Raw genomic sequence first — 20820 nt, 5'->3', positions numbered from 1 at the left:
TTCGCGGCGACGGCACCCTTCAGTCCCGAATTTCCTCGAACATCCCTCTAAAGTTTTCGCCGGGTGCCGCCGTCAACCAGGAAAGGCGGGCAGCGCCACTCGCGATAAAGCGCAACGCCGAAAACGAACCTGTCTGTACTCAGGCATTTTCCAAAACGAGGACGCAAATGCTGAACATCAATACCAACATTTATTCACAGACCGCTCAAACGAACCTTTCGTCGACGCAGAACGCGCTGTCGCAAGCGATCAACCGCCTGTCGTCGGGCAAGCGCATCAACTCCGCGGCAGATGATGCGGCAGGCCTCGCGATCTCGACGACGATGCAAGCGTCCATCAACGCATACACGCAGGGCGTGTCGAACGCGAACAACGCCGTGTCGATGGCTCAGACCGCATCGAGCGGCCTCTCGGCAATCACCGCCGACTTGCAGCGTATCCGCCAGCTCGCTGTTCAGGCATCCGATTCGTCGATCGGCGCAGCCGCTGCAGGCAACCTCGACACCGAAGTGCAAGCGCGTATCACCGAAATCGGCCGTATCGCGAGCCAAACGACGTTCAACGGCATCAACCTGCTCGACGGTAGCGCGAACAGCGCAGGCTCGCCGCTGACCTTCCAGATCGGTGAAAAGGCTGGCCAGCAACTGTCGCTGGACCTGAGCGGCAAGTACGATACGACGACGCTCAACCTGACCGGCGGCAGCGTGACGAGCGTCGCCAACGCGCAAACGATGATGACCACGATCGACACTGCGCTCGGCACCGTCAACACCGCGCAAGCTCAGCTCGGTTCCGACATCAACATCTATCAGGCAGCGATCTCGCAGACCACCGCGCAATCGACGAACCTGAACGCAGCAAGCGCGCAGATCACCGACGCAAACTTCGCGCAGGAGACCGCCAACCTGTCGAAGGCACAGGTGCTGCAGCAAGCCGGCATTTCGGTCCTCGCACAAGCGAACTCGATGCCGCAGCAAGTGCTGAAGCTCCTGGGCTAAGCACGCCGGACGGCGCGCGCCGCGGGATCGCGAACGACGCGGCGCCGCCATCGGAACGGGAACCCCCGTCCTCCCAATGCTTATCCGATCACGTCGGGTAAGCATTTTTACTTTTTCGTGCTTCGCGCACGACGTCGCCCTGCCCCAGCTTCGCGCAGGACTAATCTCATCGAATGGAGTCCTACATGTCGACGACTACCACCACATCGGCGAACAGCGCACTGGCGGCAGCCGCCCAATCGATCATCAGCGGCGTGACGAATTCGAACACGGACGTCTCGTCGCTCGTGTCCGCGCTGGTCGCAGCGAAGACGTCTGCACAAACGGCCCAGAACACCAATCGGCAAACGCTCGACAACACAACGCTGTCAGCGATCGGTTCGCTCAAGTCGTCGCTTTCGTCGTTGCAAAGCGCACTTTCCGGCCTCACCGACGGCTCGGCGCTGTCAAAATTCACGGCATCCGCGAGCGGCAGCGGCCTCACGGCCACGACGTCGACGGGGGCGGTCGCGGGCAGCTACTCGATCGCAGTGACGCAGGTGGCGACGGCGCAAAAGCTTTCGTCGATCACGGGCATTCCATCGACGAACCCGGTCGGCACCGGCAATCTGACGATCCAGCTCGGCAGCGGCACGCCGATGACTGTCGCGATCAAGTCCGGCACCAATACGCTCGCCGACATCGCAAATGCAATCAACACGGGAAGCGGCAATCCGGGCGTGACCGCCACCGTCGTCACGGGTACGGATGGCTCGCACCTCGTGCTGACGTCCAACGTCACGGGCGCGGCAAACACCATCAAGGTGTCGACCAATTCGACGGACGGACTGGCTGCGCTGGCAACCGTCGATAACACGGGCGCGGCGACAAGCAACTACAACGAGACGGTCACCGCGCAGGACGCGCAGCTCTCGATCGACGGCACCAACGTGGTTAGCGCGAGCAACACCATCACGGGCGCGATTACGGGCGTGACGATCAACCTGTCTGCTTCGTCGGCAAAGACGACCCAAACGCTCTCGGTCTCGCCGGACAACACCACCGCCACCAATACGATCAACGCGTTCGTCTCCGCGTACAACGCGTTCGTCAACACCGCATCGTCGCTGTCGAGCTTCAATTCAAGCGCAGCCGCAGGTAGCCAGGGTGGCCCGCTGATCGGCGATTCGATGCTGAATTCGATCGTCAACACGCTGTCGACGAAGGTCGCCCAGGGCGTAACGAGCGGCGGCAGCACGGTCAGCCTGAGCGCGATCGGCCTCAACCTTCAGCCGGACGGCACGCTCAGCGTCGACAGCGCGGCCCTGTCGTCGGCGCTGGCGAACAATCCGTCATCCGTAGCGACTGCGTTCAACGCGACCAACGGCGTGGGCGCAACGCTCAACAACAACATCACGACATTCCTGCAGACGGGCGGCATCATCGACACGCGCGTCACGGCGTTGAACCAGGATCTCGCCGATGCGAAAACGCAGGCCACGACGCTGCAGACTTACGCCAGCCAGCTCACCGATCAGTACAATACGCAATTCACCGCGCTCAATACGCTGATGGCAAAGATGCAAAACAATTCGCAATACCTGACGCAACTGTTCGGCGGTACCAACAGCGCTGGCGCGCTGGCCACGAACAAGGCATAGCGGCAGGCGACGCCACGGCCGGATCAACATGGGAGAAAGCATGACGATGGACTCGACCACTCTGCTGGAGCGCGTGTGGTCACTCACGCAGGCAATCGAACATGCGGCATCGATGGCCGACTGGCCGGGCGCGGCGCGCCTCGTCGAACAGCGCTCGCCGCTGCTGATGTCCCTGGCCGCCCCGCAATCGCCCGACGCGCTGGCGATCCTGAAGCGCATCGAGGAGATCGACGCGGCCGTGATGGCGGACGCGCAAACGACGCGCCGGGAGTTGCAGGCCGAGTTTCAGGCGGCTATCGGCCGCACGGAAGCAGCGCTGCAATATCAGCGGATCGCGGGTTTCTAAACGAACGCCCTGGTGCCCGCCGCGCCTGACGATCTCGCGTCATCGCCCGGCGGGAATCGCTCGCCGGTCGAGCGGATTCCACTCATTACCAGTTCATCGTGTTTACCGTCATCATCGCCACCCACGACCGGCCACTGCTGCTGCGCCGGGCGTTGCAGTCCCTGATCGACCAGACGTGGCAGGACTTCACCGTCATCGTCGTCTCCGATAGCGCGACCTACATGCCGCCATTCGAGGAGCTGTCGGCATTGCACGGGCGCTACGTCCACGTGATCCGCAGCGGCGCGCCCGGGCCGGCCGAAAGCCGCAACATCGGACTCTCGCTCGCCAAATCGCGCTATGTCATGTTCCTCGACGACGACGACACGCTTGAACCGACGCACCTCGACGCGCTGGCCCGAAGCATCGGCACCGACGAGCCGGAAATCCTGTTTTGCGATTTCAAGGTCTGTTACGAGGATCGCACGACACATCCGCCACGCACCACCTCGATCGAAACGGTGCGCATCGGCGACGTCGACGCGGACAGCGTCTACGTGCGGAATCGCGTGCCGAATAGCTGCATCGCCTATCGCGAGGACGTCGTCGCGCACGTCCGATATGCGACCGATCTCGAGATTTACGAAGACTGGGACTTCCTGCTCGCTTGTCTTTCCGGACGCGCAATGGTTCATGCCCCGCTCAGCTCCGTCGTCATTCACAAGAGCCCGGCCGGCGCGCAGGAGAACATGCGACGCGGCAATACGCGCGACGATCTGATCGCCTCGACGATGCTCGCGCTCTACCAGCGGCATCCAGCCCCCAATACGGACGTTCGCCTGAACCGCCAACGGCTGATGGCCTCGGCGGGCATCGTGCTGGATCTCGACTACTTCTGACCGGCGGCGCGATCCGGCGGTCGGCCTGCCGGGGGGCCGACCGACCAGAGCGCCGATCAGTCCAGCGCGCCGATGAGACGCGAAAAATGCGCCTCGAGGTTGTTGACGAATCGCGGCGTGTCGAACAACACGCCATCCCTGCGCTCGGCGTTCAGCACCTCTCGCAGGCGCCTGCACTCGTTCGGCGCACTCGCGAGCGCCACCGCCTTCTCCTCGTATGCCTGCAGATCGTAGGTGATCAATTCCTCGATGCCTGCGGCGGTCAACATCGCGCCCGCCATCCGCGATGCGAAGCTCTTGCCCGAGAGCGTCAGAACGGGCAGCCCCATCCAGAGCGCGTCGTTCGCCGTCGTGCCCGCGTTGAACGGGAAGGAATCGAGGAACAGGTCCGCGACCGCAAACCGGGCAAGATAATTCTCCGGCGAGACGCGGGACGCAAAGACGAGGCGTCCGCCGTCGATGCCGTACCTGGCCGCTTCCTTTCGCAGATTGGCTTCGGCCCACGGATTGTCGGCAAGCAGCCAGAGCACGCTTGCCGGCACCCGCTGCAGGATCCGCATCCAGGCGCCGAACACCTCGGGCGTGAACTTGTAATTGTTGTTGAACGAACAAAAGACGAAGCCGTCTTCCGGCAGGCCGCAGCTTGCGCGCGAGGGCGCCGGCGCACTGACCCGCTTGCGATCGCTGACCTGGTAAATGTCCGGCATGTACAGCGGCTTCTCCGAGTAGAAGTGCGCGTACGCTTCGGGAATCAGGAACCGGTCGGCGATCACAAAATCGATATACGGCAGGCCGGTCGTGGCCGGCAAGCCCAGATACGTGATCTGGATGGGCGCCGGCCGATAGGCAAGCAAGTCCGTGCGTGCGCCGAGCGTCTGCCCGTGCAGGTCAACGACGATGTCGATCTCGTGTTCGCGGATCAGCTGAGCGGCAGCCTCGTCGCTCATCGTGTCGATGCGATGGAAATGATCCATCGACTGGATGATCCGCTTGCGCAGCGCGGAGCCGTCATCGCGCGACCAGCAATAGCCGTACACCTCGAAACGCCGCCGGTCGTGCAGTTCGAACAGCTCGGCCGTGAGCATCGAAACGGGATGCAGGCAGAAATCCGACGAAAGATACGCGATCCTGATCTTCTCGTGACCGTATGCCTTCTTGCCGGACAATGCGGGCACGTCGACATTGATCTTGGTGTCGACGTAATGCCGGGCCGCCGACAATTGCTCCGCCGGATCGTCCGACTGGCTGATCATCGCCAGTGCGGAAGTCGACCGCCGCATGAGGTCCGGATCGACGCCCTCGACGGGCGCAAACACGGGCCACTCGCACTGCTTGCCGCGCAGGAATACCCAGTGGTGCAGCACGTCCGGCTGGTTCGGCTCCATCCGCAAACTTTCCGTCAGGCACACCAGCGCATCGGCGTAGCGCCGTTGGTTTTCATGGACACGCCCGAGGTTGTTGAGCGCGGACAGCCGCAGCGGCCGTTGCTCGGGATGATCAGCCGACGCGTGCTCCACGACCCACGTCCATTCCGCGATCGCCGTGTCGAGCTCGTTGGCGCGCTCGCACATGACACCCAGATTGAAATGCGGATGAATGAAATCGGGCGCGAGCTCGATGGCCGTGTATTGCGCCTTTTTCGCGGCCTCGATGTCGTTGGCGTTGAACAGCGCGACGCCGAGGTTGAAGTACACGAAATGATTGAACGGCGCGGCATTGCGCTCGAGCCAGGTGCGGTAAAGGATCGCCGCCAGCTCGAACTGCCGGCTCGCTTCGAGCGCGCCCGCGCGCTCGAAGAGACCTGTCATGTCGATCTTGCCGTGCCACGCGAGCAGAAGATCGGCAGCAAAATTTTCTTCAGACGAAACCATGACTTCATTCATACGTAACACCGTAAGGTACGGCAGTCCGCCGGACGGCTGCCCGCCAGCCCCCGCGCAGGCACGACGGCGCGCCGCCGCCCCACCTGCCCGGGACGCGCGGCTGCCGCCACGTCACGCGTGGCCGGCAGTTTAACCGGCCAGTACTCGCGCCTTGCCCAAACCGGTGAGGCGGGATGGCGCCGGGAACCCCGGCGCCATGCAACGCGATCGATCAGAAGTGAAGCTGCTGGATCTGATCGGTCGTCAGCGCCCCGACCTGCGTCGACGTCAGCGCGTGCACCTGGGTCGTCGTCAACGCAGCCACCTGATCGGTCGTCAGGTTATGCACCTGGGCCGTCGTCAGCGCAATCACCTGACTCGTCTTCAACGCCACGATCGACGCCGTGGACAGCGCCGCGGTCTGCGTCGTCGTCAGCGCCGCAAGGTCAGCCGTCGTCAGCGCCGCCACCTGCCCCGTCGTCAGCGCCTTGACCTGATCGGTCGTCAGGCCGTTCTGCACCTGGTTCGTCGTCAGCGACGCGATCTGCGTGTAGCTCAGTGCTGCCGCCTGAGCCGTCGTCAGATTCTGCAGCTGGTCCGTGCGCAGTGCCGCAACCTGATTCGTCTTCAGCGCGGCCACGTCAGCCGTCGACAGCGCAGCCGACTGCGCCGTCGTCAGCGCGGCGACGTCAGCCGTCGTCAACGCGGCCGCCTGCGCGGTCGTCAGCGCCTTGACCTGGTCGGTCGTCAGGCCGTTCTGCACCTGATTCGTCGTCAACGCGGCCACTTGCGCGGACGTCAGCGCACCTTCCTGCGCCGCGCTCAGGTTGGCGATCTGCGTCGTCGTCAGTGCCGCGACCTGCGTCGGCTTCAGCGCCGCGAATGCGGCCGTCGTCAGCGCGTTCACCTGATCGGTCGTCAGCGCCTTGACCTGATCGGTCGTCAGCGACGTCACCTGCGCGGTCGTCAGTGCCTTGACCTGGTCGGTCGTCAGGTTCTGCACCTGCGTCGTCGTCAACGCTGCGACCTGCGTCGCCTTCAGCGCCGCGACGTCGGCCGTCGTCAGCGCCGACGCCTGCGCGGTCGTCAGCGCCGCGACGTCAACCGCCGTCAATGCCGCTGCCTGCCCCGTCGTCAGCGCCTTGACCTGATCGGTCGACAGGCCGTTCTGCACCTGGTTCGTCGTCAGCGACGCGATCTGCGTGTAGCTCAATGCTGCCGCCTGAGCCGTCGTCAGGTTCTGCAACTGGTCCGTACGCAGTGCCGCAACCTGATTCGTCTTCAGCGCAGCCACGTCGGCCGTCGACAGCGCAGCCGACTGCGCCGTCGTCAGCGCGGCGACCTGCCCGGTGGTCAACGACGATGCCTGCGCGGTCGTCAGCGCCTTGACCTGGTCGGTCGTCAGGCCGTTCTGCACCTGATTCGTCGTCAACGCGGCCACTTGCGCGGTCGTCAGCGCGCCGGCCTGCGCCGTGCTCAGGTTGGCGATCTGCGTCGTCGTCAGCGTTGCCACCTGCGCCGGCTTCAGCGCCGCGAATGCGGCCGTCGTCAGCGCGTTCACCTGATCGGTCGTCAGCGCCTTGACCTGGTCGGTTGTCAACGACGTCACCTGCGCGGTCGTCAGTGCCTTGACCTGGTCGGTCGTCAGGTTCTGCACCTGCGTCGTCGTCAACGCTGCGATCTGAAGACCCTTCAGCGCTGCGGCATCGGCCGTCGACAGCGCAGCCGCCTGCGCGGTCGTCAGCGCCGCGACGTCAGCCGTGGTCAGCGCCGCGGCTTGCGCCGTGGTCAGCGCCTTGACCTGATCGGTCGTCAGGCCGTTCTGCACCTGATTCGTCGTCAACGCGGCCACCTGCGCGGTCGTCAGCGCACCTTCCTGCGCCGCGCTCAGATTGGTGATCTGTGCCGTCGTCAGTGCCGCGACCTGGGTCGGCTTCAGCGCCGCGAATGCGGCCGTCGTCAGCGCGTTCACCTGATCGGTCGTCAGCGCCTTGACCTGATCGGTCGTCAGCACCGATGCCTGCGCGGTCGTCAGCGCCTTGACCTGATCGGTCGTCAGGTTCTGCACCTGGGTCGTCGTCAGCGCGACGATCTGGGGCGTTTTCAGCGCCGCAATGTTCGCCGTCGCCAGGGCCGTGACTTGCGTCGTCGACAGCGCCGTTACATCCGCGGCCGTCAGCGCTGCGGCCTGCGCGGTCGTCAGCGCCTTGACCTGGTCGGTCGTCAGGCCGTTCTGCACCTGATTCGTCGTCAGCGCCGCTACCTGCGAGGTCGTCAGTGCACCTTCCTGCGCCGCGCTCAGGTTGGCAATTTGCGCCGTTGTCAGCGCCGCCACCTGCGTCGGCTTCAGCGCCGCGAACGCCGCCGTCGTCAGCGCGTTCACCTGGTCCGTCGTCAGCGCCGACACTTGCGCCGTCGTCAACGACTGCGCCTGCGCGGTCGTCAGCGCCTTGACCTGATCGGTCGTCAGGTTCTGCACCTGGGCCGTCGTCAGCGCCACGATCTGGTTCGTCTTCAGCGCCGCCACGGCGGACGTCGTCAGCGCGGTCGTCTGCGTGGTGGACAACGCCGTCACGTCAGCAGCCGTCAGCGCCGCAGCTTGCGCGGTCGTCAGCGCCTTGACCTGATCGGTCGTCAGGCCGTTTTTCACCTGCGCGGTCGTCAATGCCGCGACCTGGCCGGTCGTCAGCGCGCCTTCCTGCGCCGCGCTCAGGTTGGCGACCTGCGTCGTCGTCAGCGCCGCCACCTGCGTCGGCTTCAGCGCCGCAAATGCGGCCGTCGTCAGCGCGTTCACCTGGTCCGTGCTCAGCGCCGCGATCTGCGCCGTCGTCATGGCGGACGCCTGCGCGGTCGTCAACCCGTGGATCTGATCGGTCGACAGGCCGTTCTGCACCTGCGCCGTCGTCAGCGCCGCGATTTGCGTGCTCGTCAGTGCCGCGGCCTGAGCGGTCGTCAGGTTCTGCACCTGGTCCGTCCGCAGCGCCGCAATCTGAGTCGCTTTCAACGCGGCCACATCGGCCGTCGTCAGCGCGCTCGACTGCGCCGTCGTCAGCGCGGCGACCTGCGCCGTCGTCAACGCCGCGGCCTGCGCCGTCGTCAGCGCCTTGACCTGGTCGGTCGTCAGGCCGTTCTGCACCTGATTCGTCGTCAGCGCCGCTACCTGCGCGCTCGTCAGCGCACCTTCCTGTGACGCGCTCAGGTTGGCAACCTGCGCCGTCGTCAGCGCCGCCACCTGCGTCGGTTTGAGCGCCGAGAACGCCGCCGTCGTCAGCGCGTTCACCTGATCGGTCGTCAGCGCCGCCACTTGCGCCGTCGTCAACGCGGCCGCCTGCGCGGTCGTCAGCGCCTTGACCTGGTCGGTCGTCAGGTTCTGCACCTGCGTCGTCGTCAAAGCAGCGACCTGGTTCGTCTTCAGCGCCGCAACATCGGCCGTCGTCAGCGCAGTGACTTGCATCGTCGTCAGCGCCGCGACGTCAGCCGTCGACAAGGCGGCGGCCTGCGCCGTCGTCAGCGCGTGGATCTGGTCCGTCGTGAGGCCGTTCTGCACCTGGCTGGTCGTCAGCGCCGCCACTTGAGCGCTCGACAGCGCACCGGCTTGGGGGGCGCTCAGCTTCGAGAGTTGATCGGACGTGAGTGCGGCAATCTGGTTCGCCTTGAGCGCGGCAATGTCAGCCGTGTTCAGCGAGCCGAGCTGGTCGGAGCTGAGAATCGCGACAGCCGTCGTGCTGAGGCTGACGACTGCCGACGTGGTCAGCGCAGCCACCGAGTCGGTAGTCAGCGCCTTGACCTGGTCGGTCGTCATTGCGCTGATGTCGGTCCCAGTCAGCGCGTGCGCCTGAGCCGTCGTAAACGCCGCGATTTGCGCCGTAGACATGCCGGTTACGATCGAAGTCATGCTTCATCCTTTCCAAGTTCGTTGTTCAGAAGCGGCATGTCCGAGACTGGCCCCCCGTCAGCCGACGCTTTACTTTGATTTGGCCCTATCCTGCACCCGACTGATTAACGACCATGGAGCGACAAACTTTAGGTAGATCCGACGATCGATCGAATCTACCGGGACAGCGCGAGACAATGCCGATGCAGCGGCAGGATTTGAATGCGTTCTGAAAGAATTCACGAGCCCGTGACGGCCATTTCGCATCCGGCGTCGGCCGGTGGCTGCGTGAGCAATGTGCTTGTGTTGAAGTGAAGCGGCGGAAGCGTCTGGATCGTTCGCGAACGGGCTAGCAGCGCAGCGCAAGCTGCCGTATAGCTGACGCGCTCGCTGTCGATGCTGAGCCAACCGGCGCGCGTTGCCCTCACGTTGCCCTGGTTAGGCACGCGAGATGAACGATCAAAAAATGAAATCGATACGAAGAATGCTCGATCAGGCTTGGCGCGCCCGGCTGGGATCGAACCAGCAACCCCTGCCTTCGGAGGGCAGTACTCTATCCATTGAGCTACGGGCGCGTGTGACAGTGAAACGACCCTGATAAACCGGCCGCCCACCATTGGCAAGACGGCAAGGATACCCGGTTTCCCATGACGCGTCCACCTTGCCCGCCGAATCCCCGCCGGGCCGCCATTCGTGCGGGTAAACACGCGCCTTCGCACCGCTCGCCGTGATGTAAACGTTCCGTCTATAATCGTCCGTGCTTCATTGGACTGCCATTTTGCCGTTGCACCGCGCTCACAATTCCTATTCATGGAGACGAGGCAAGCATGAGCGAAGCACCCCACGAATCTCCCGTCAAAACTCCCGGGCAACTGATTGCCGTTGTCATCGCATCATTCGCGATTCCGATCGCCCTGATCGTCCTGTTTGCCACCTATGCCAACCATGCGTTCCGTTCGGGCGCCGGCACGGATGCGCTATCCGATCAACAGGTCGCCGCGCGTATCGCACCGCTCGCGCAGGTCGACGTGAAGGACGCCAATGCGCCCCGCACATACAAGACCGGCGAGGAAGTCTACAAGGCCGTGTGCGTGACCTGTCACGGCACGGGCGCCGCGGGCGCACCGAAGTTCGGCAACAAGGACGACTGGGCGCCGCGCATCTCGCAGGGCTTCGATACGCTGCTGAAGACGGCGCTGTCGGGCAAGGGCGCGATGCCGCCGCGCGGCGGCACGAGCCCCGACGACGTCAGCGATTATGAAATCGCGCGTGCGATCGTCTACATGGCGAACAACGACGGCGCGAACTTCCCCGAACCGGCTGCCCCGGCCGCCAACGCGGCGCCGGCAGCAAGCGGCGCAGCAGGTACGGCAGGCGCATCGGGCGCCGACGCGTCGAACGCGCAGGCCGCCGCAGCGATGGCCGCAATCGCCGCGATTCCGAAGGCCGGCGAAGCACCCGCGGCCGCGCCGACCAGCGCCGACGCCGCATCGGCCGGCAAGGCGCTGTACACGCAGGTCTGCCAGGCGTGCCACGCGGCCGGCGTGCTCGGCGCACCGAAGTTCGGCAGCAAGGATGACTGGGCGCCGCGCCTGAAGGACTCGATGGATACCGTCTACAACTACGCGCTGCACGGCAAGGGGGCGATGCCGCCGAAGGGCGGGTCGACCGCGCCCGATGCCGACGTGAAGGCGGCCGTCGACTATATGGTCAACGCGTCGAAGTAACGCCTGCCGACCAGAAAAAACCCCCGCGATGCACACGCATCGCGGGGGTTTTGTTTTGCCGGATTGCCGGATTGCCCGGGCGTCAGTTCGTCGACCCGCGCCGCATCACTTCTGCAGCAGCGCCTTCAGGCTCGCGAGCCGGTCCTTCGGCGTCATCGGCGCCTCTTCCGGCGTCGGCGGCGGCGCTTCGTCGAGGCCCATCTCGGGGATGAAACGCGACGGCTCGCACACGACCGTCTCGCGCGCCCGCTTGCGCTTCTTGCACCAGTTCAGGTGCAGGCTGCGCTGCGCACGCGTGATCGCGACGTACATCAACCGGCGCTCCTCCTCGATCCGCTCGCTGTCGATCGGGCCGTCGTCCTCGCTGCCGCCGCGGTGCGGCATGATGCCTTCTTCGACGCCGACCAGGAACACGTGCGGATACTCGAGCCCCTTCGACGCATGGACGGTCGACAGCCGCACGGCGTCCGGATCCTCGTCCTTGCCTTCCAGCATCGACATCAGCGCGACGGTCTGGATCAGGCCGAGCAGGTTCTTGCCGGTATCGGCCAGCCCGTCTGCGTTGTGGAACCCTTCCGCCTCGCCGTCGACGGCCTCCGTCTCGGGCTTCGTGCCCTTGCGCTTCAGCCACTCGAGGAATTCGAGCACGTTCTGCCACTTCGACTGCGCCTGCCGCTCGTCGAACGCGTCGTACAGGTAGGCCTCGTAGTGGATGGCCTCCATCATGTCGTCGAGCACGACGGTCGCGGGATCCTTGTCCGCGCGATCGGTCAGGCGCTGGATGAAGTCGCAGAACATCCGCAGCGGCTCGACCTGGCGCGCGGACAGCCGCGCCTCGATCCCGCCCATGTACACGGCCTCGAATAGCGACACCTTCGCCTGGCCCGCGAACGAACCGAGCGCCTCGAGCGTCGTGTTGCCGATCCCGCGGCGCGGGGTCGTGACCGCGCGGATGAATGCGGGATCGTCGTCGGCGTTCGCGATCAGGCGCAGGTACGCGCACAGGTCCTTGATCTCGGCCTTGTCGAAGAACGACTGGCCGCCCGACAGCACGTACGGGATCCGCTCGCGGCGCAGCACCTGCTCGAAGATCCGCGCCTGGAAGTTGCCGCGATACAGGATCGCGTAGTCGCGGAATTGCGCGCGCCGCTCGAACTTGTGCGCGGACAGCCGGAACACGACCGATTCGGCTTCATGCTCCTCGTCGTTGCACGGCGTGACGGTGATCGAGTCGCCCATCCCGTGCTCGGACCACAGCTTCTTCTCGAACAGCTTCGGGTTGTTCGCGATCACGTTGTTCGCGGCGGTGAGAATCCGCACCGTCGACCGGTAGTTCTGCTCGAGCTTGACGAGGTGCAGCTTCGGGAAATCCTTGCCGAGCTGCGCGAGGTTCTCGAGCGTCGCGCCGCGCCAGCCGTAGATCGCCTGGTCGTCGTCGCCCACCGCGGTGAACGCGGCGCGCGGGCCGGCGAGCAGCTTCAGCAGCTCGTACTGGCACGCGTTGGTGTCCTGGTATTCGTCGATCAGCAGGTAGCGCAGCTTGTTCTGCCAGCGGTCGCGCACCTGCTCGTTCTTCGCGAACAGCTCGGCCGGCAGGCGGATCAGGTCGTCGAAATCGACCGCCTGGTATGCATTCAGCGTCGCGACGTAGTTGCGATAGACCAGCGCCGCCTGGTGCTCGTCCTCGTTGGCCGCGATCGTCATCGCCTCCTCGGGCATGATCAGGCCGTTCTTCCACAGCGAGATGGTGCTCTGGATCTTGCGGATCAGGCCCTTGTCGGTGGTGCCGATCTGCTCCTGGATCATCCCGAAGCAGTCGTCCGAATCCATGATCGAGAACTGCGGCTTCAGGCCGACGTGCTCGGCTTCCTGGCGCAGGATCTGCACGCCGAGCGAGTGGAACGTGCACACGGTGAGCTGGTTGACGGGCACCTTGCGGCCTTCCTTGCCGGGCGTGGTGAGCGTCTTGCCCTCCAGCAGCTTCGAGACGCGCTCGCGCATTTCGGCGGCTGCCTTGTTCGTGAACGTGACGGCGGCGATGTGGCGCGGCTCGAAGCCTTTCGCTTCGATCAGGTGCGCGATCTTCTGCGTGATCACGCGGGTCTTGCCGCTGCCCGCGCCGGCGAGCACGAGGCAGGGACCGTCGAGGTAGCGCACCGCTTCGTTCTGAGCGGGGTTGAGGCCTGCGGACATGATGGCGGATGACGTTGCGGTTGACGGCGGGACGCCGGGAGGATGCCGCGCGCGGCAGGCCTGGGATGCAGGCGGATACGCGGGCTGGACGCGCATGTTAACACGTCGGCGGCGCACTTTTCGGGCGCCCCGCCGGACGGGGCCGATCGGACAGGTGGCCGCTTCGCCCCCCTGTCCGATCGGCCAATCCGACCCCATCTGTGCGCCGATCGGCCACAATGAGCACACGCCGCAGCGGTACGCGCGCCGGCCGTGCACGGCACCGCCGGTCGCACGGTCAGCATACGTTGCACACTGCGGCGCTGCGCAAAATGCCGGCTGCGGCCGTGCGTGCGCCGCATCGTGCCGCGCGTTTTGCCGAACGCGCCGGTGCATGCCGCCGCACCATGCCAAAATAGCCGGTCGTCCGCGCGCCTTCGCGGCGCGCCATCCTTTCGTTCCGTTCGCAGCCAGGGATTGCCATGTCGTCATTGCTCAGGATTGGTTTGATGGGTTTCGGTTTCGCCGGCGCGACGTTCCACGCGCCCGTGATCGCCACGAGCGGCCGCACCGAGGTCGCCGCGATCGCGACGGGGCAGCCCGATCGCGCGCGCGTCGCGTACCCGGACGCGCGCATCGTCCCCGATCTCGATGCGCTGCTCCGCCTCGACGACATCGACTGCGTGGTGATCGCCACGCCCAACGACACGCATTTCGCGCTCGCGCGCCAGGTGCTCGAAGCCGGCCGCCACGTCGTGGTCGACAAGCCGGTCACGCTCACCGCCGACGAAGCGCTGGCGCTCGCGCGGCTCGCGAACGCGCGCAGCCGCCTGTTCGCACCGTTCCACAACCGCCGCTGGGACGGCGACTTCCTCACCGTGCGGCGCATCGTCGAAGCGGGCGAACTCGGCCGGCTCACCTATTTCGCGTCGCACTTCGACCGCTTCCGGCCGACCCCGCGCACGCGCTGGCGCGAGGAGCCGGCACGCGGCGGCGGCCTGCTGCTCGACCTCGGCCCGCACCTGATCGACCAGGCGCTCGCGCTGTTCGGGCTGCCGGAGACGGTCAGCGCCACGGTCAAGACGCGTCGCGACAACGGCACGGCGCCCGATTTCGTGCACCTGCTGCTCGGCTATCCGGACAAGGATGTCGCGCTGCACGCGAGTGCGCTGTCAGCGATCGAGCCCGCGCGCTTCACGCTGCACGGCACGCGCGGCAGCTACCAGAAGTTCGGGCTCGACACGCAGGAAGACCAGTTGAAGGCCGGCCTCACGCCGGACCACGTCGAGTTCGGCGGCGGCAACCCGCCCGGCGTGCTGCGCGTGCTCGACGGCGAGGTCGAGGTCGAACGGCCGGTGCCGACGCTCGACGGCCAGTATGCGGAGTTCTACCGCGCGCTCGCCGCGTCGGTCCACGACGGCGCACCGTTCCCGGTCACGCCGCAGGACGCCGTCGACGTGATGACGATCATCGAGCTCGCCGCGCAGAGCGAGCACGACGGCCGCCGGGTACCATTCGTGCGCCGGACGGTCTGACGCCCGCCGGCCGGATCGATACCGGTCCGGCCGCGCGTCGCCATCCCGCGCCGCACACTGGTAGCGGTCACGCGTCAGCCGCTACGGCGGCTCCGTCCCGAACAATCCGTTACAAATGGTGCGGGAACGAAAGTCAGCGGTCGCCCGGTCTGACGCGTTTCTCAAAAAGTCGATCCGACACCAAACCGTCAGGAGAATGTGATGCAACGGTTGATTCGCGCAGCGGCATGCTGCGTCCTGGTTTCCTCACTCGCGGCCTGTGTCGTGCAGCCGCAGCGGCCGGCCCGACAGGCACCTCCGCCCCCGCCGCGGCCGAATCCGCAGGTCGTCGCGAACGATCGCCTGCAGGAGGTCCAGGGCCGGATCGACAACCTGCACCGCCGGATCGACGCGCGCGTCAACGGCGGCTACTACCCGCCGCCGTACGGCGCGCAACTGCACCACCGCCTCGACGTGATCCGCCAGGAAGCGAACGACATGTCGGCCCAGCACAACGGCGGCCTGTCCGGCGACGAGCAGCGCGTGCTGAACCAGGAACTCGACACGACCGTGCGCGCAATCGGCGAGTAACGCGGCCGCCCCCGGAGGCTCAAAAGGCGGCGGAGGCTCAAAAGGCGGCGGCGCCCCACGCCGCCGCTTGTCGCGAAGCGACATTCTTTTGCTCAAATTGACAATGCCCACCCGCTCGCGTACAGTCGCCCGCACGCGTCGGGAGAGCGTGTGACCGCGTAGCTAGCAACGCCGGTCGCGCCGCCGAAGGGGCACACCCGCAAACTCTCAGGCAAAAGGACCGACCGCGTCGGGGAATCCCGTCCGCGCATTGCGCGGGCCGCACTCCCCGCACTCTGGAGAGCGGCAGTAGCCCGTTGCGCGAATGCAGCGCGGGCAGGCTGCCCACCGAAGGGGCGCGCGTTCGCCGGCTTGTGGCCGCGGCGCAATCTCTCAGGTATCGAGGACAGAGGGGCATGTACCGGATCGCTCGCAGGCCGCTGGCCGCGACGGTCGGCACATGGCCGTTCTGACCCGCGCGCAAGCGCCTTGCCTGAGGCCTCGATGACTGCACTGAATCACACCCCGCTCAACGCCGCGCACCGCGCGCTCAATGCCCGCATGGTCGACTTCGGCGGCTGGGACATGCCCGTCAACTACGGCTCGCAGATCGAAGAACACGAAGCCGTGCGCACCGACGCCGGCATGTTCGACGTGTCGCACATGTGCGTCGTCGATTTCACCGGCAGCCGGGTGCGCGCGTTCTTCGAGCACGCGATCGCGAACAACGTCGGCAAGCTCAAGACCCCCGGCAAGGCGCTCTACTCGTGCCTGCTCAATCCGCAGGGCGGCGTCATCGACGATCTGATCGTCTATTACTTCACCGAAGACTTCTTCCGCGTCGTCGTCAACGCCGGCACGGCCGAGAAGGACATCGCGTGGTTCAACCAGCTGAACGAACAAGGCGGCTACGGCCTGACCATCGCGCCGCGTCGCGACTTCGCAATCGTCGCCGTTCAGGGCCCGAACGCCCGTGAAAAGACCTGGACGACGGTGCCCTCCGCACGCGCCGCGACGAGCGAGCTGAAGCCGTTCAACGCCGCGCAGGTCGCCGCCACGCCGTTCGGCGACCTCACCATCGCGCGTACCGGCTACACCGGCGAAGACGGCTTCGAAGTGATCGTCCCGGCCGTGCACGTCGAAGCGCTGTGGAACGCACTGCAGCAAAACGGCGTGCGCCCGTGCGGGCTCGGCGCACGCGACACGCTGCGCCTCGAGGCCGGCATGAACCTGTACGGCCAGGACATGGACGACAACGTGTCCCCGCTCGACGCGGGCCTCGCGTGGACGGTCGACCTGTCGGCGCCGCGCGAGTTCGTGGGCCGCGCCGCGCTCGAGCGCGACGGCACGCGCGCCGCGTTCGTCGGCCTGATCCTGCAAAAGGAAAACGGCAAGGCGGGCGGCGTGCTGCGCGCGCACCAGAAGGTCGTCACGCCGCACGGCGAAGGCGAGATCACGAGCGGCACGTTCTCGCCGTCGATGCAGGAATCGATCGCGTTCGCGCGCGTGCCGGCGGCCGTCCAGGTCGGCGACACCATTCATGTGCAGATTCGAGACAAGCAACTTCCCGCGCGCGTGGTAAAACTGCCGTTCGTGCGCAACGGCAAGGTCCTCGCTGCGTAACGACCGGGAAGCGACCGGCAGGCCGCCTCCCGGGAAGCCGGGAAATGGCGCCCGGCGCAACCACACCCGGCGCGCCCCCGCGGCGCGCCAGCATAACGAACATACCCTTTTATCCAGGAGCATCCGATGAGCAACGTCCCGGCCGATCTGAAGTACACCGACGAACACGAGTGGATCCGCACCGAAGCCGACGGCACGCTGACGGTCGGCATCACCGATCACGCGCAGAGCACGCTCGGCGACATCGTCTTCCTCGAACTGCCGCAAGTCGGCAAGTCGGTGAACGCGGGCGACGCGGTTGGCGTCGTCGAATCGGTGAAGGCGGCATCCGACATCTACTCGCCGGTGTCCGGCGAAGTCGTCGCCATCAACGAAGAAGCCGCCGACTCGCCGGAAGAAGTGAACAGCGACGCATACGGCGTGTGGCTGTTCAAGATCAAGCTCGCGGCCGGCGCCTCGACCGACAAGCTGATCGACGCCGATGCCTACAGCAAGCTGATCGACTAATTTTCCTTACCCGAACCGCGCGCGGCCGGCCTCGGCCCGCGCGGGACCAGAGTCACGCCATGAAGCTCGAACACCCGGACCGTCTGATGAACCGCACGCCCCTCTCGCTCGCCGCGCTCGAAACGCACGACGCGTTCGCAGAACGCCACATCGGCCCCGACGCCGCCAGCCAGCAGGCCATGCTCGACACGCTCGGCTTCGCGTCGCGCGCCGCCCTGATCGACGCCGTGATCCCGGCCTCGATCCGCCGCGCCGAAACGCTGCCGCTCGGCCCGTTCGCGCAACCGAAGAGCGAGGCCGAAGCCCTCGCCGCGCTGCGCGCGCTCGCGGACAAGAACCAGGTGTTCCGCTCGTATATCGGCCAGGGTTACCACGACACGCACACGCCGGCCGTGATCCTGCGCAACGTGCTCGAAAACCCGGCGTGGTACACGGCCTACACGCCGTACCAGCCCGAAATTTCCCAGGGTCGCCTCGAGGCGCTCCTGAACTTCCAGCAGATGGTCGCCGACCTCACGGGCCTCGCGATCTCGAACGCATCGCTGCTGGATGAAGCAACGGCCGCGGCCGAAGCGATGACGCTGCTGCAGCGCACCGGCAAGCCGACGTCGAACGTGTTCTACGTCGCCGACGACGTGCTGCCGCAGACGCTCGAAGTGATCCGCACGCGCGCGCTGCCGATCGGCATCGAAGTCAAGACGGGCCCGGCGGCCGACGCCGCACAGGCCAACGCGTTCGGCGTGCTGCTCCAGTACCCGGGCGTGAACGGCGACGTGCGCGACTACCGCGCGCTCACCGACGCGATCCACGCGGCCGGCGGCCATGTCGTCGTCGCGGCCGACCTGCTCGCGCTGACCGTGCTGACGCCGCCCGGCGAATGGGGCGCGGACGTCGCAGTCGGCAACACGCAGCGCTTCGGCGTGCCGATGGGCTTCGGCGGCCCGCACGCCGCGTATCTCGCGGTGCGTGACGAATTCAAGCGCCAGATGCCGGGCCGCCTCGTCGGCGTGACGGTCGACGCGCAGGGCAAGCCCGCGCTGCGCCTCGCGCTGCAAACGCGCGAACAGCACATCCGCCGCGAGAAGGCGACATCGAACGTGTGTACCGCGCAGGCGCTGCTCGCGATCATGGCGAGCATGTACGCGGTCTACCACGGCCCGCACGGCCTGAAGACGATCGCGCTGCGCGTGAACCGGATCGCGGCGCTGCTCGCCGCCGGCGTGAAGCAACTCGGCTTCGCGACCGTCAACGACTCGTTCTTCGACACGCTGACGATCGACACCGGCGCGCGCACCGCGCAGGTCCACGAATTCGCGAAGGCGCAGCGCATCAACCTGCGCCGCGTGAGCGACACGCAAGTCGGCGTGTCGGTCGACGAAACGACGACCCGCGACGACCTCGCCGATCTCCTCGGCGTGTTCGCGCAGGCTGCGGGTGGCACCGCGCCGGGCGTCGACGCGCTGGACGCGGGCCTTGGCGGCGCAGCCGCGCTGCCGGCCGGCCTCGAGCGCACGAGCGCGTACCTGACGCACCACGTGTTCAACCGCCACCATTCCGAAACCGAAATGCTGCGCTACCTGCGCAGCCTGTCGGACAAGGATCTCGCGCTCGACCGCTCGATGATCCCGCTCGGCTCGTGCACGATGAAGCTGAACGCGACGTCGGAAATGCTGCCGGTCACGTGGCCCGAATTCGGCCAGATCCACCCGTTCGCACCGGCCGAGCAGACCGTCGGCTACCGCGAGATGATCGACCAGCTCGAGCAGATGCTCGTCGCGGCCACCGGCTACGCGGCCGTATCGCTGCAGCCGAACGCCGGCTCGCAAGGCGAGTACGCGGGCCTCCTGATCATCCACGCGTATCACGCATCGCGCGGCGAAGCCCATCGCGACGTGTGCCTGATCCCCGCGTCCGCGCACGGCACGAACCCGGCATCCGCGCACATGGCCGGCATGAAGGTCGTGGTCGTCGCCTGCGACGCGCAGGGCAACGTCGACATCGCCGATCTCCAGGCGAAGGCCGAACAGCACTCGAACGACCTCGCGGCGATCATGATCACGTATCCGTCGACGCACGGCGTGTTCGAGCAGAACGTCCGCGAGATCTGCGAGATCGTGCATGCGCACGGCGGCCAGGTGTACGTCGACGGCGCGAACATGAACGCGATGGTCGGCCTGACCGCGCCGGGCCAGTTCGGCGGCGACGTGTCGCACCTGAACCTGCACAAGACCTTCTGCATCCCGCACGGCGGCGGCGGACCGGGCGTCGGCCCGGTCGCGGTCGGCGCGCACCTCGCGAAGTTCCTTCCGAACCAGCGTTCGACCGGCTATGCGCGCGAGGAAGACGGCATCGGCGCGGTGTCGGCCGCGCCGTACGGCTCGGCGTCGATCCTGCCGATCTCGTGGATGTACATCGCGATGATGGGCGCGAAGAACCTGACCGCCGCCACCGAAACCGCGATCCTCAACGCGAACTACATCGCGAAGCGCCTCGCGCCGCACTATCCGGTGCTGTATTCGGGCCCGGGCGGGCTGGTCGCGCACGAGTGCATTCTCGACCTGCGTCCGCTCAAGGAAACGAGCGGCATCAGCGTCGACGACGTCGCGAAGCGCCTGATGGACTACGGCTTCCACGCGCCGACGATGAGCTTCCCGGTGCCGGGCACGCTGATGGTCGAGCCGACCGAATCGGAATCGCAGGAAGAACTCGACCGCTTCATCGCCGCGATGATCGCGATCCGCGACGAAATCCGCGCAGTCGAGGAAGGTCGCGCCGACCGCGAGGACAACCCGCTGCGTCACGCGCCGCACACGGCAGCCGTCGTCACCGCGAACGAATGGCCGCACGCGTACTCGCGCGAGCAAGCTGCGTACCCGGTCGCGTCGCTCGGCACGAACAAGTACTGGCCGCCGGTCGGCCGTGCGGACAACGCCTACGGCGACCGCAACCTGTTCTGCTCGTGCGTGCCGATGTCGGAATACGCATAACGCCCGCCGCGCTCCGGAGTCCGGCCGTGACCACACCGCACGCAACCATCGGTTGCGTGCGGTTTTTACGTCCGCTGCCCGGCCGACCGTTTCACGCTTGCCCGCCAATCCGGCTAACATCA

Annotated in this window: 13 protein-coding genes, 1 tRNA gene, 1 pseudogene and 2 riboswitches; of the genes and pseudogenes, 10 read left to right on the top strand and 5 right to left on the bottom strand. The window is 66.3% G+C overall.

Features of this window, described 5'->3' with window-relative positions; all coding sequences use genetic code 11:
• Positions 1-167: 167 nt before the first annotated feature.
• The 4 genes from GEM_RS00725 (at position 168) to GEM_RS00710 (ending at position 3862) form a co-directional block, all read left to right on the top strand.
• Entirely contained in the window at positions 168-998 is an 831-nt protein-coding gene (locus tag GEM_RS00725; protein WP_014895546.1) for a flagellin, read from the top strand.
• Between the two features lie 173 nt (positions 999-1171).
• Complete coding sequence (gene fliD, locus GEM_RS00720) at positions 1172-2638, top strand: flagellar filament capping protein FliD (protein ID WP_041490418.1); 1467 nt, start codon at positions 1172-1174, stop codon at positions 2636-2638.
• A gap of 40 nt (positions 2639-2678) precedes the next feature.
• On the top strand, positions 2679-2984 hold the full coding sequence (locus tag GEM_RS00715) for a flagellar protein FliT (RefSeq protein ID WP_014895544.1): 306 nt from the start codon (positions 2679-2681) through the stop codon (positions 2982-2984).
• A 98-nt stretch (positions 2985-3082) separates the two neighbouring features.
• Positions 3083-3862, top strand: a complete 780-nt coding sequence (locus GEM_RS00710; RefSeq protein ID WP_014895543.1) for a glycosyltransferase family 2 protein — start codon at positions 3083-3085, stop codon at positions 3860-3862.
• 56 nt (positions 3863-3918) lie between these two features.
• Here the strand turns inward: GEM_RS00710 and GEM_RS00705 are convergent, their stop codons facing one another.
• From GEM_RS00705 to GEM_RS00695, 4 genes and pseudogenes are all read right to left on the bottom strand, one after another.
• Complete coding sequence (locus GEM_RS00705; protein WP_272148370.1) at positions 3919-5178, bottom strand: hypothetical protein; 1260 nt, start codon at positions 5176-5178, stop codon at positions 3919-3921.
• Between the two features lie 327 nt (positions 5179-5505).
• Positions 5506-5670 (bottom strand): annotated as a pseudogene (locus tag GEM_RS32420) (hypothetical protein); the annotation flags it as partial.
• 286 nt (positions 5671-5956) lie between these two features.
• A complete protein-coding gene (locus GEM_RS00700; RefSeq protein WP_014895541.1) occupies positions 5957-9619 on the bottom strand; it encodes a beta strand repeat-containing protein in 3663 nt (1220 codons plus the stop codon).
• 478 nt (positions 9620-10097) lie between these two features.
• Positions 10098-10173 (bottom strand) — tRNA-Arg (locus tag GEM_RS00695).
• A gap of 252 nt (positions 10174-10425) precedes the next feature.
• Between GEM_RS00695 and GEM_RS00690 the strand changes: the two genes are divergently transcribed.
• A complete protein-coding gene (locus GEM_RS00690) occupies positions 10426-11325 on the top strand; it encodes a c-type cytochrome (RefSeq protein WP_014895540.1) in 900 nt (299 codons plus the stop codon).
• A gap of 105 nt (positions 11326-11430) precedes the next feature.
• On the opposite strand, the gene GEM_RS00685 is transcribed toward GEM_RS00690, so the two are convergent.
• Complete coding sequence (locus GEM_RS00685) at positions 11431-13518, bottom strand: UvrD-helicase domain-containing protein (protein ID WP_014895539.1); 2088 nt, start codon at positions 13516-13518, stop codon at positions 11431-11433.
• A 461-nt stretch (positions 13519-13979) separates the two neighbouring features.
• On the opposite strand from GEM_RS00685, the gene GEM_RS00680 reads away from it, so the two are divergent.
• The 5 genes from GEM_RS00680 to gcvP all read left to right on the top strand — a co-directional run bounded on the left by GEM_RS00680 (position 13980) and on the right by gcvP (position 20698).
• Entirely contained in the window at positions 13980-15032 is a 1053-nt protein-coding gene (locus GEM_RS00680) for an oxidoreductase (RefSeq protein ID WP_041490417.1), read from the top strand.
• Between the two features lie 201 nt (positions 15033-15233).
• Positions 15234-15602, top strand: a complete 369-nt coding sequence (locus GEM_RS00675; RefSeq protein WP_014895537.1) for a hypothetical protein — start codon at positions 15234-15236, stop codon at positions 15600-15602.
• 129 nt (positions 15603-15731) lie between these two features.
• A riboswitch (glycine riboswitch) is annotated at positions 15732-15836 on the top strand.
• Positions 15837-15867: 31 nt separating this feature from the next.
• Positions 15868-16001: riboswitch (glycine riboswitch) on the top strand.
• 84 nt (positions 16002-16085) lie between these two features.
• Positions 16086-17204, top strand: coding sequence for a glycine cleavage system aminomethyltransferase GcvT (gene gcvT / locus GEM_RS00670; RefSeq protein ID WP_014895536.1), 1119 nt, complete (start codon positions 16086-16088; stop codon positions 17202-17204).
• A 126-nt stretch (positions 17205-17330) separates the two neighbouring features.
• Positions 17331-17711: a glycine cleavage system protein GcvH gene (gene gcvH / locus GEM_RS00665; RefSeq protein ID WP_014895535.1), complete on the top strand. Its 381-nt coding sequence runs from the start codon at positions 17331-17333 to the stop codon at positions 17709-17711.
• A gap of 59 nt (positions 17712-17770) precedes the next feature.
• On the top strand, positions 17771-20698 hold the full coding sequence (gcvP, locus tag GEM_RS00660; protein ID WP_014895534.1) for an aminomethyl-transferring glycine dehydrogenase: 2928 nt from the start codon (positions 17771-17773) through the stop codon (positions 20696-20698).
• Positions 20699-20820 lie beyond the last annotated feature (122 nt).

It is taken from the genome of Burkholderia cepacia GG4 (assembly GCF_000292915.1).
Lineage (GTDB): Bacteria > Pseudomonadota > Gammaproteobacteria > Burkholderiales > Burkholderiaceae > Burkholderia > Burkholderia cepacia_D.
This window is presented reverse-complemented; position numbering and strand designations above follow the sequence as displayed.

What these genes read in the sequence shown, in the direction of transcription:
- GEM_RS00725 (WP_014895546.1), top strand. Translation starts at nt 168, where the DNA reads ATGCTGAACATCAATACCAACATTTATTCACAGACCGCTCAAACGAAC.
- fliD (WP_041490418.1), top strand. Translation starts at nt 1,172, where the DNA reads ATGGAGTCCTACATGTCGACGACTACCACCACATCGGCGAACAGCGCA.
- GEM_RS00715 (WP_014895544.1), top strand. Translation starts at nt 2,679, where the DNA reads ATGACGATGGACTCGACCACTCTGCTGGAGCGCGTGTGGTCACTCACG.
- GEM_RS00700 (WP_014895541.1), bottom strand. Translation starts at nt 9,619, where the DNA reads ATGACTTCGATCGTAACCGGCATGTCTACGGCGCAAATCGCGGCGTTT.
- GEM_RS00690 (WP_014895540.1), top strand. Translation starts at nt 10,426, where the DNA reads ATGAGCGAAGCACCCCACGAATCTCCCGTCAAAACTCCCGGGCAACTG.
- GEM_RS00685 (WP_014895539.1), bottom strand. Translation starts at nt 13,518, where the DNA reads ATGTCCGCAGGCCTCAACCCCGCTCAGAACGAAGCGGTGCGCTACCTC.
- GEM_RS00680 (WP_041490417.1), top strand. Translation starts at nt 13,980, where the DNA reads ATGTCGTCATTGCTCAGGATTGGTTTGATGGGTTTCGGTTTCGCCGGC.
- GEM_RS00675 (WP_014895537.1), top strand. Translation starts at nt 15,234, where the DNA reads ATGCAACGGTTGATTCGCGCAGCGGCATGCTGCGTCCTGGTTTCCTCA.
- gcvT (WP_014895536.1), top strand. Translation starts at nt 16,086, where the DNA reads ATGACTGCACTGAATCACACCCCGCTCAACGCCGCGCACCGCGCGCTC.
- gcvH (WP_014895535.1), top strand. Translation starts at nt 17,331, where the DNA reads ATGAGCAACGTCCCGGCCGATCTGAAGTACACCGACGAACACGAGTGG.
- gcvP (WP_014895534.1), top strand. Translation starts at nt 17,771, where the DNA reads ATGAAGCTCGAACACCCGGACCGTCTGATGAACCGCACGCCCCTCTCG.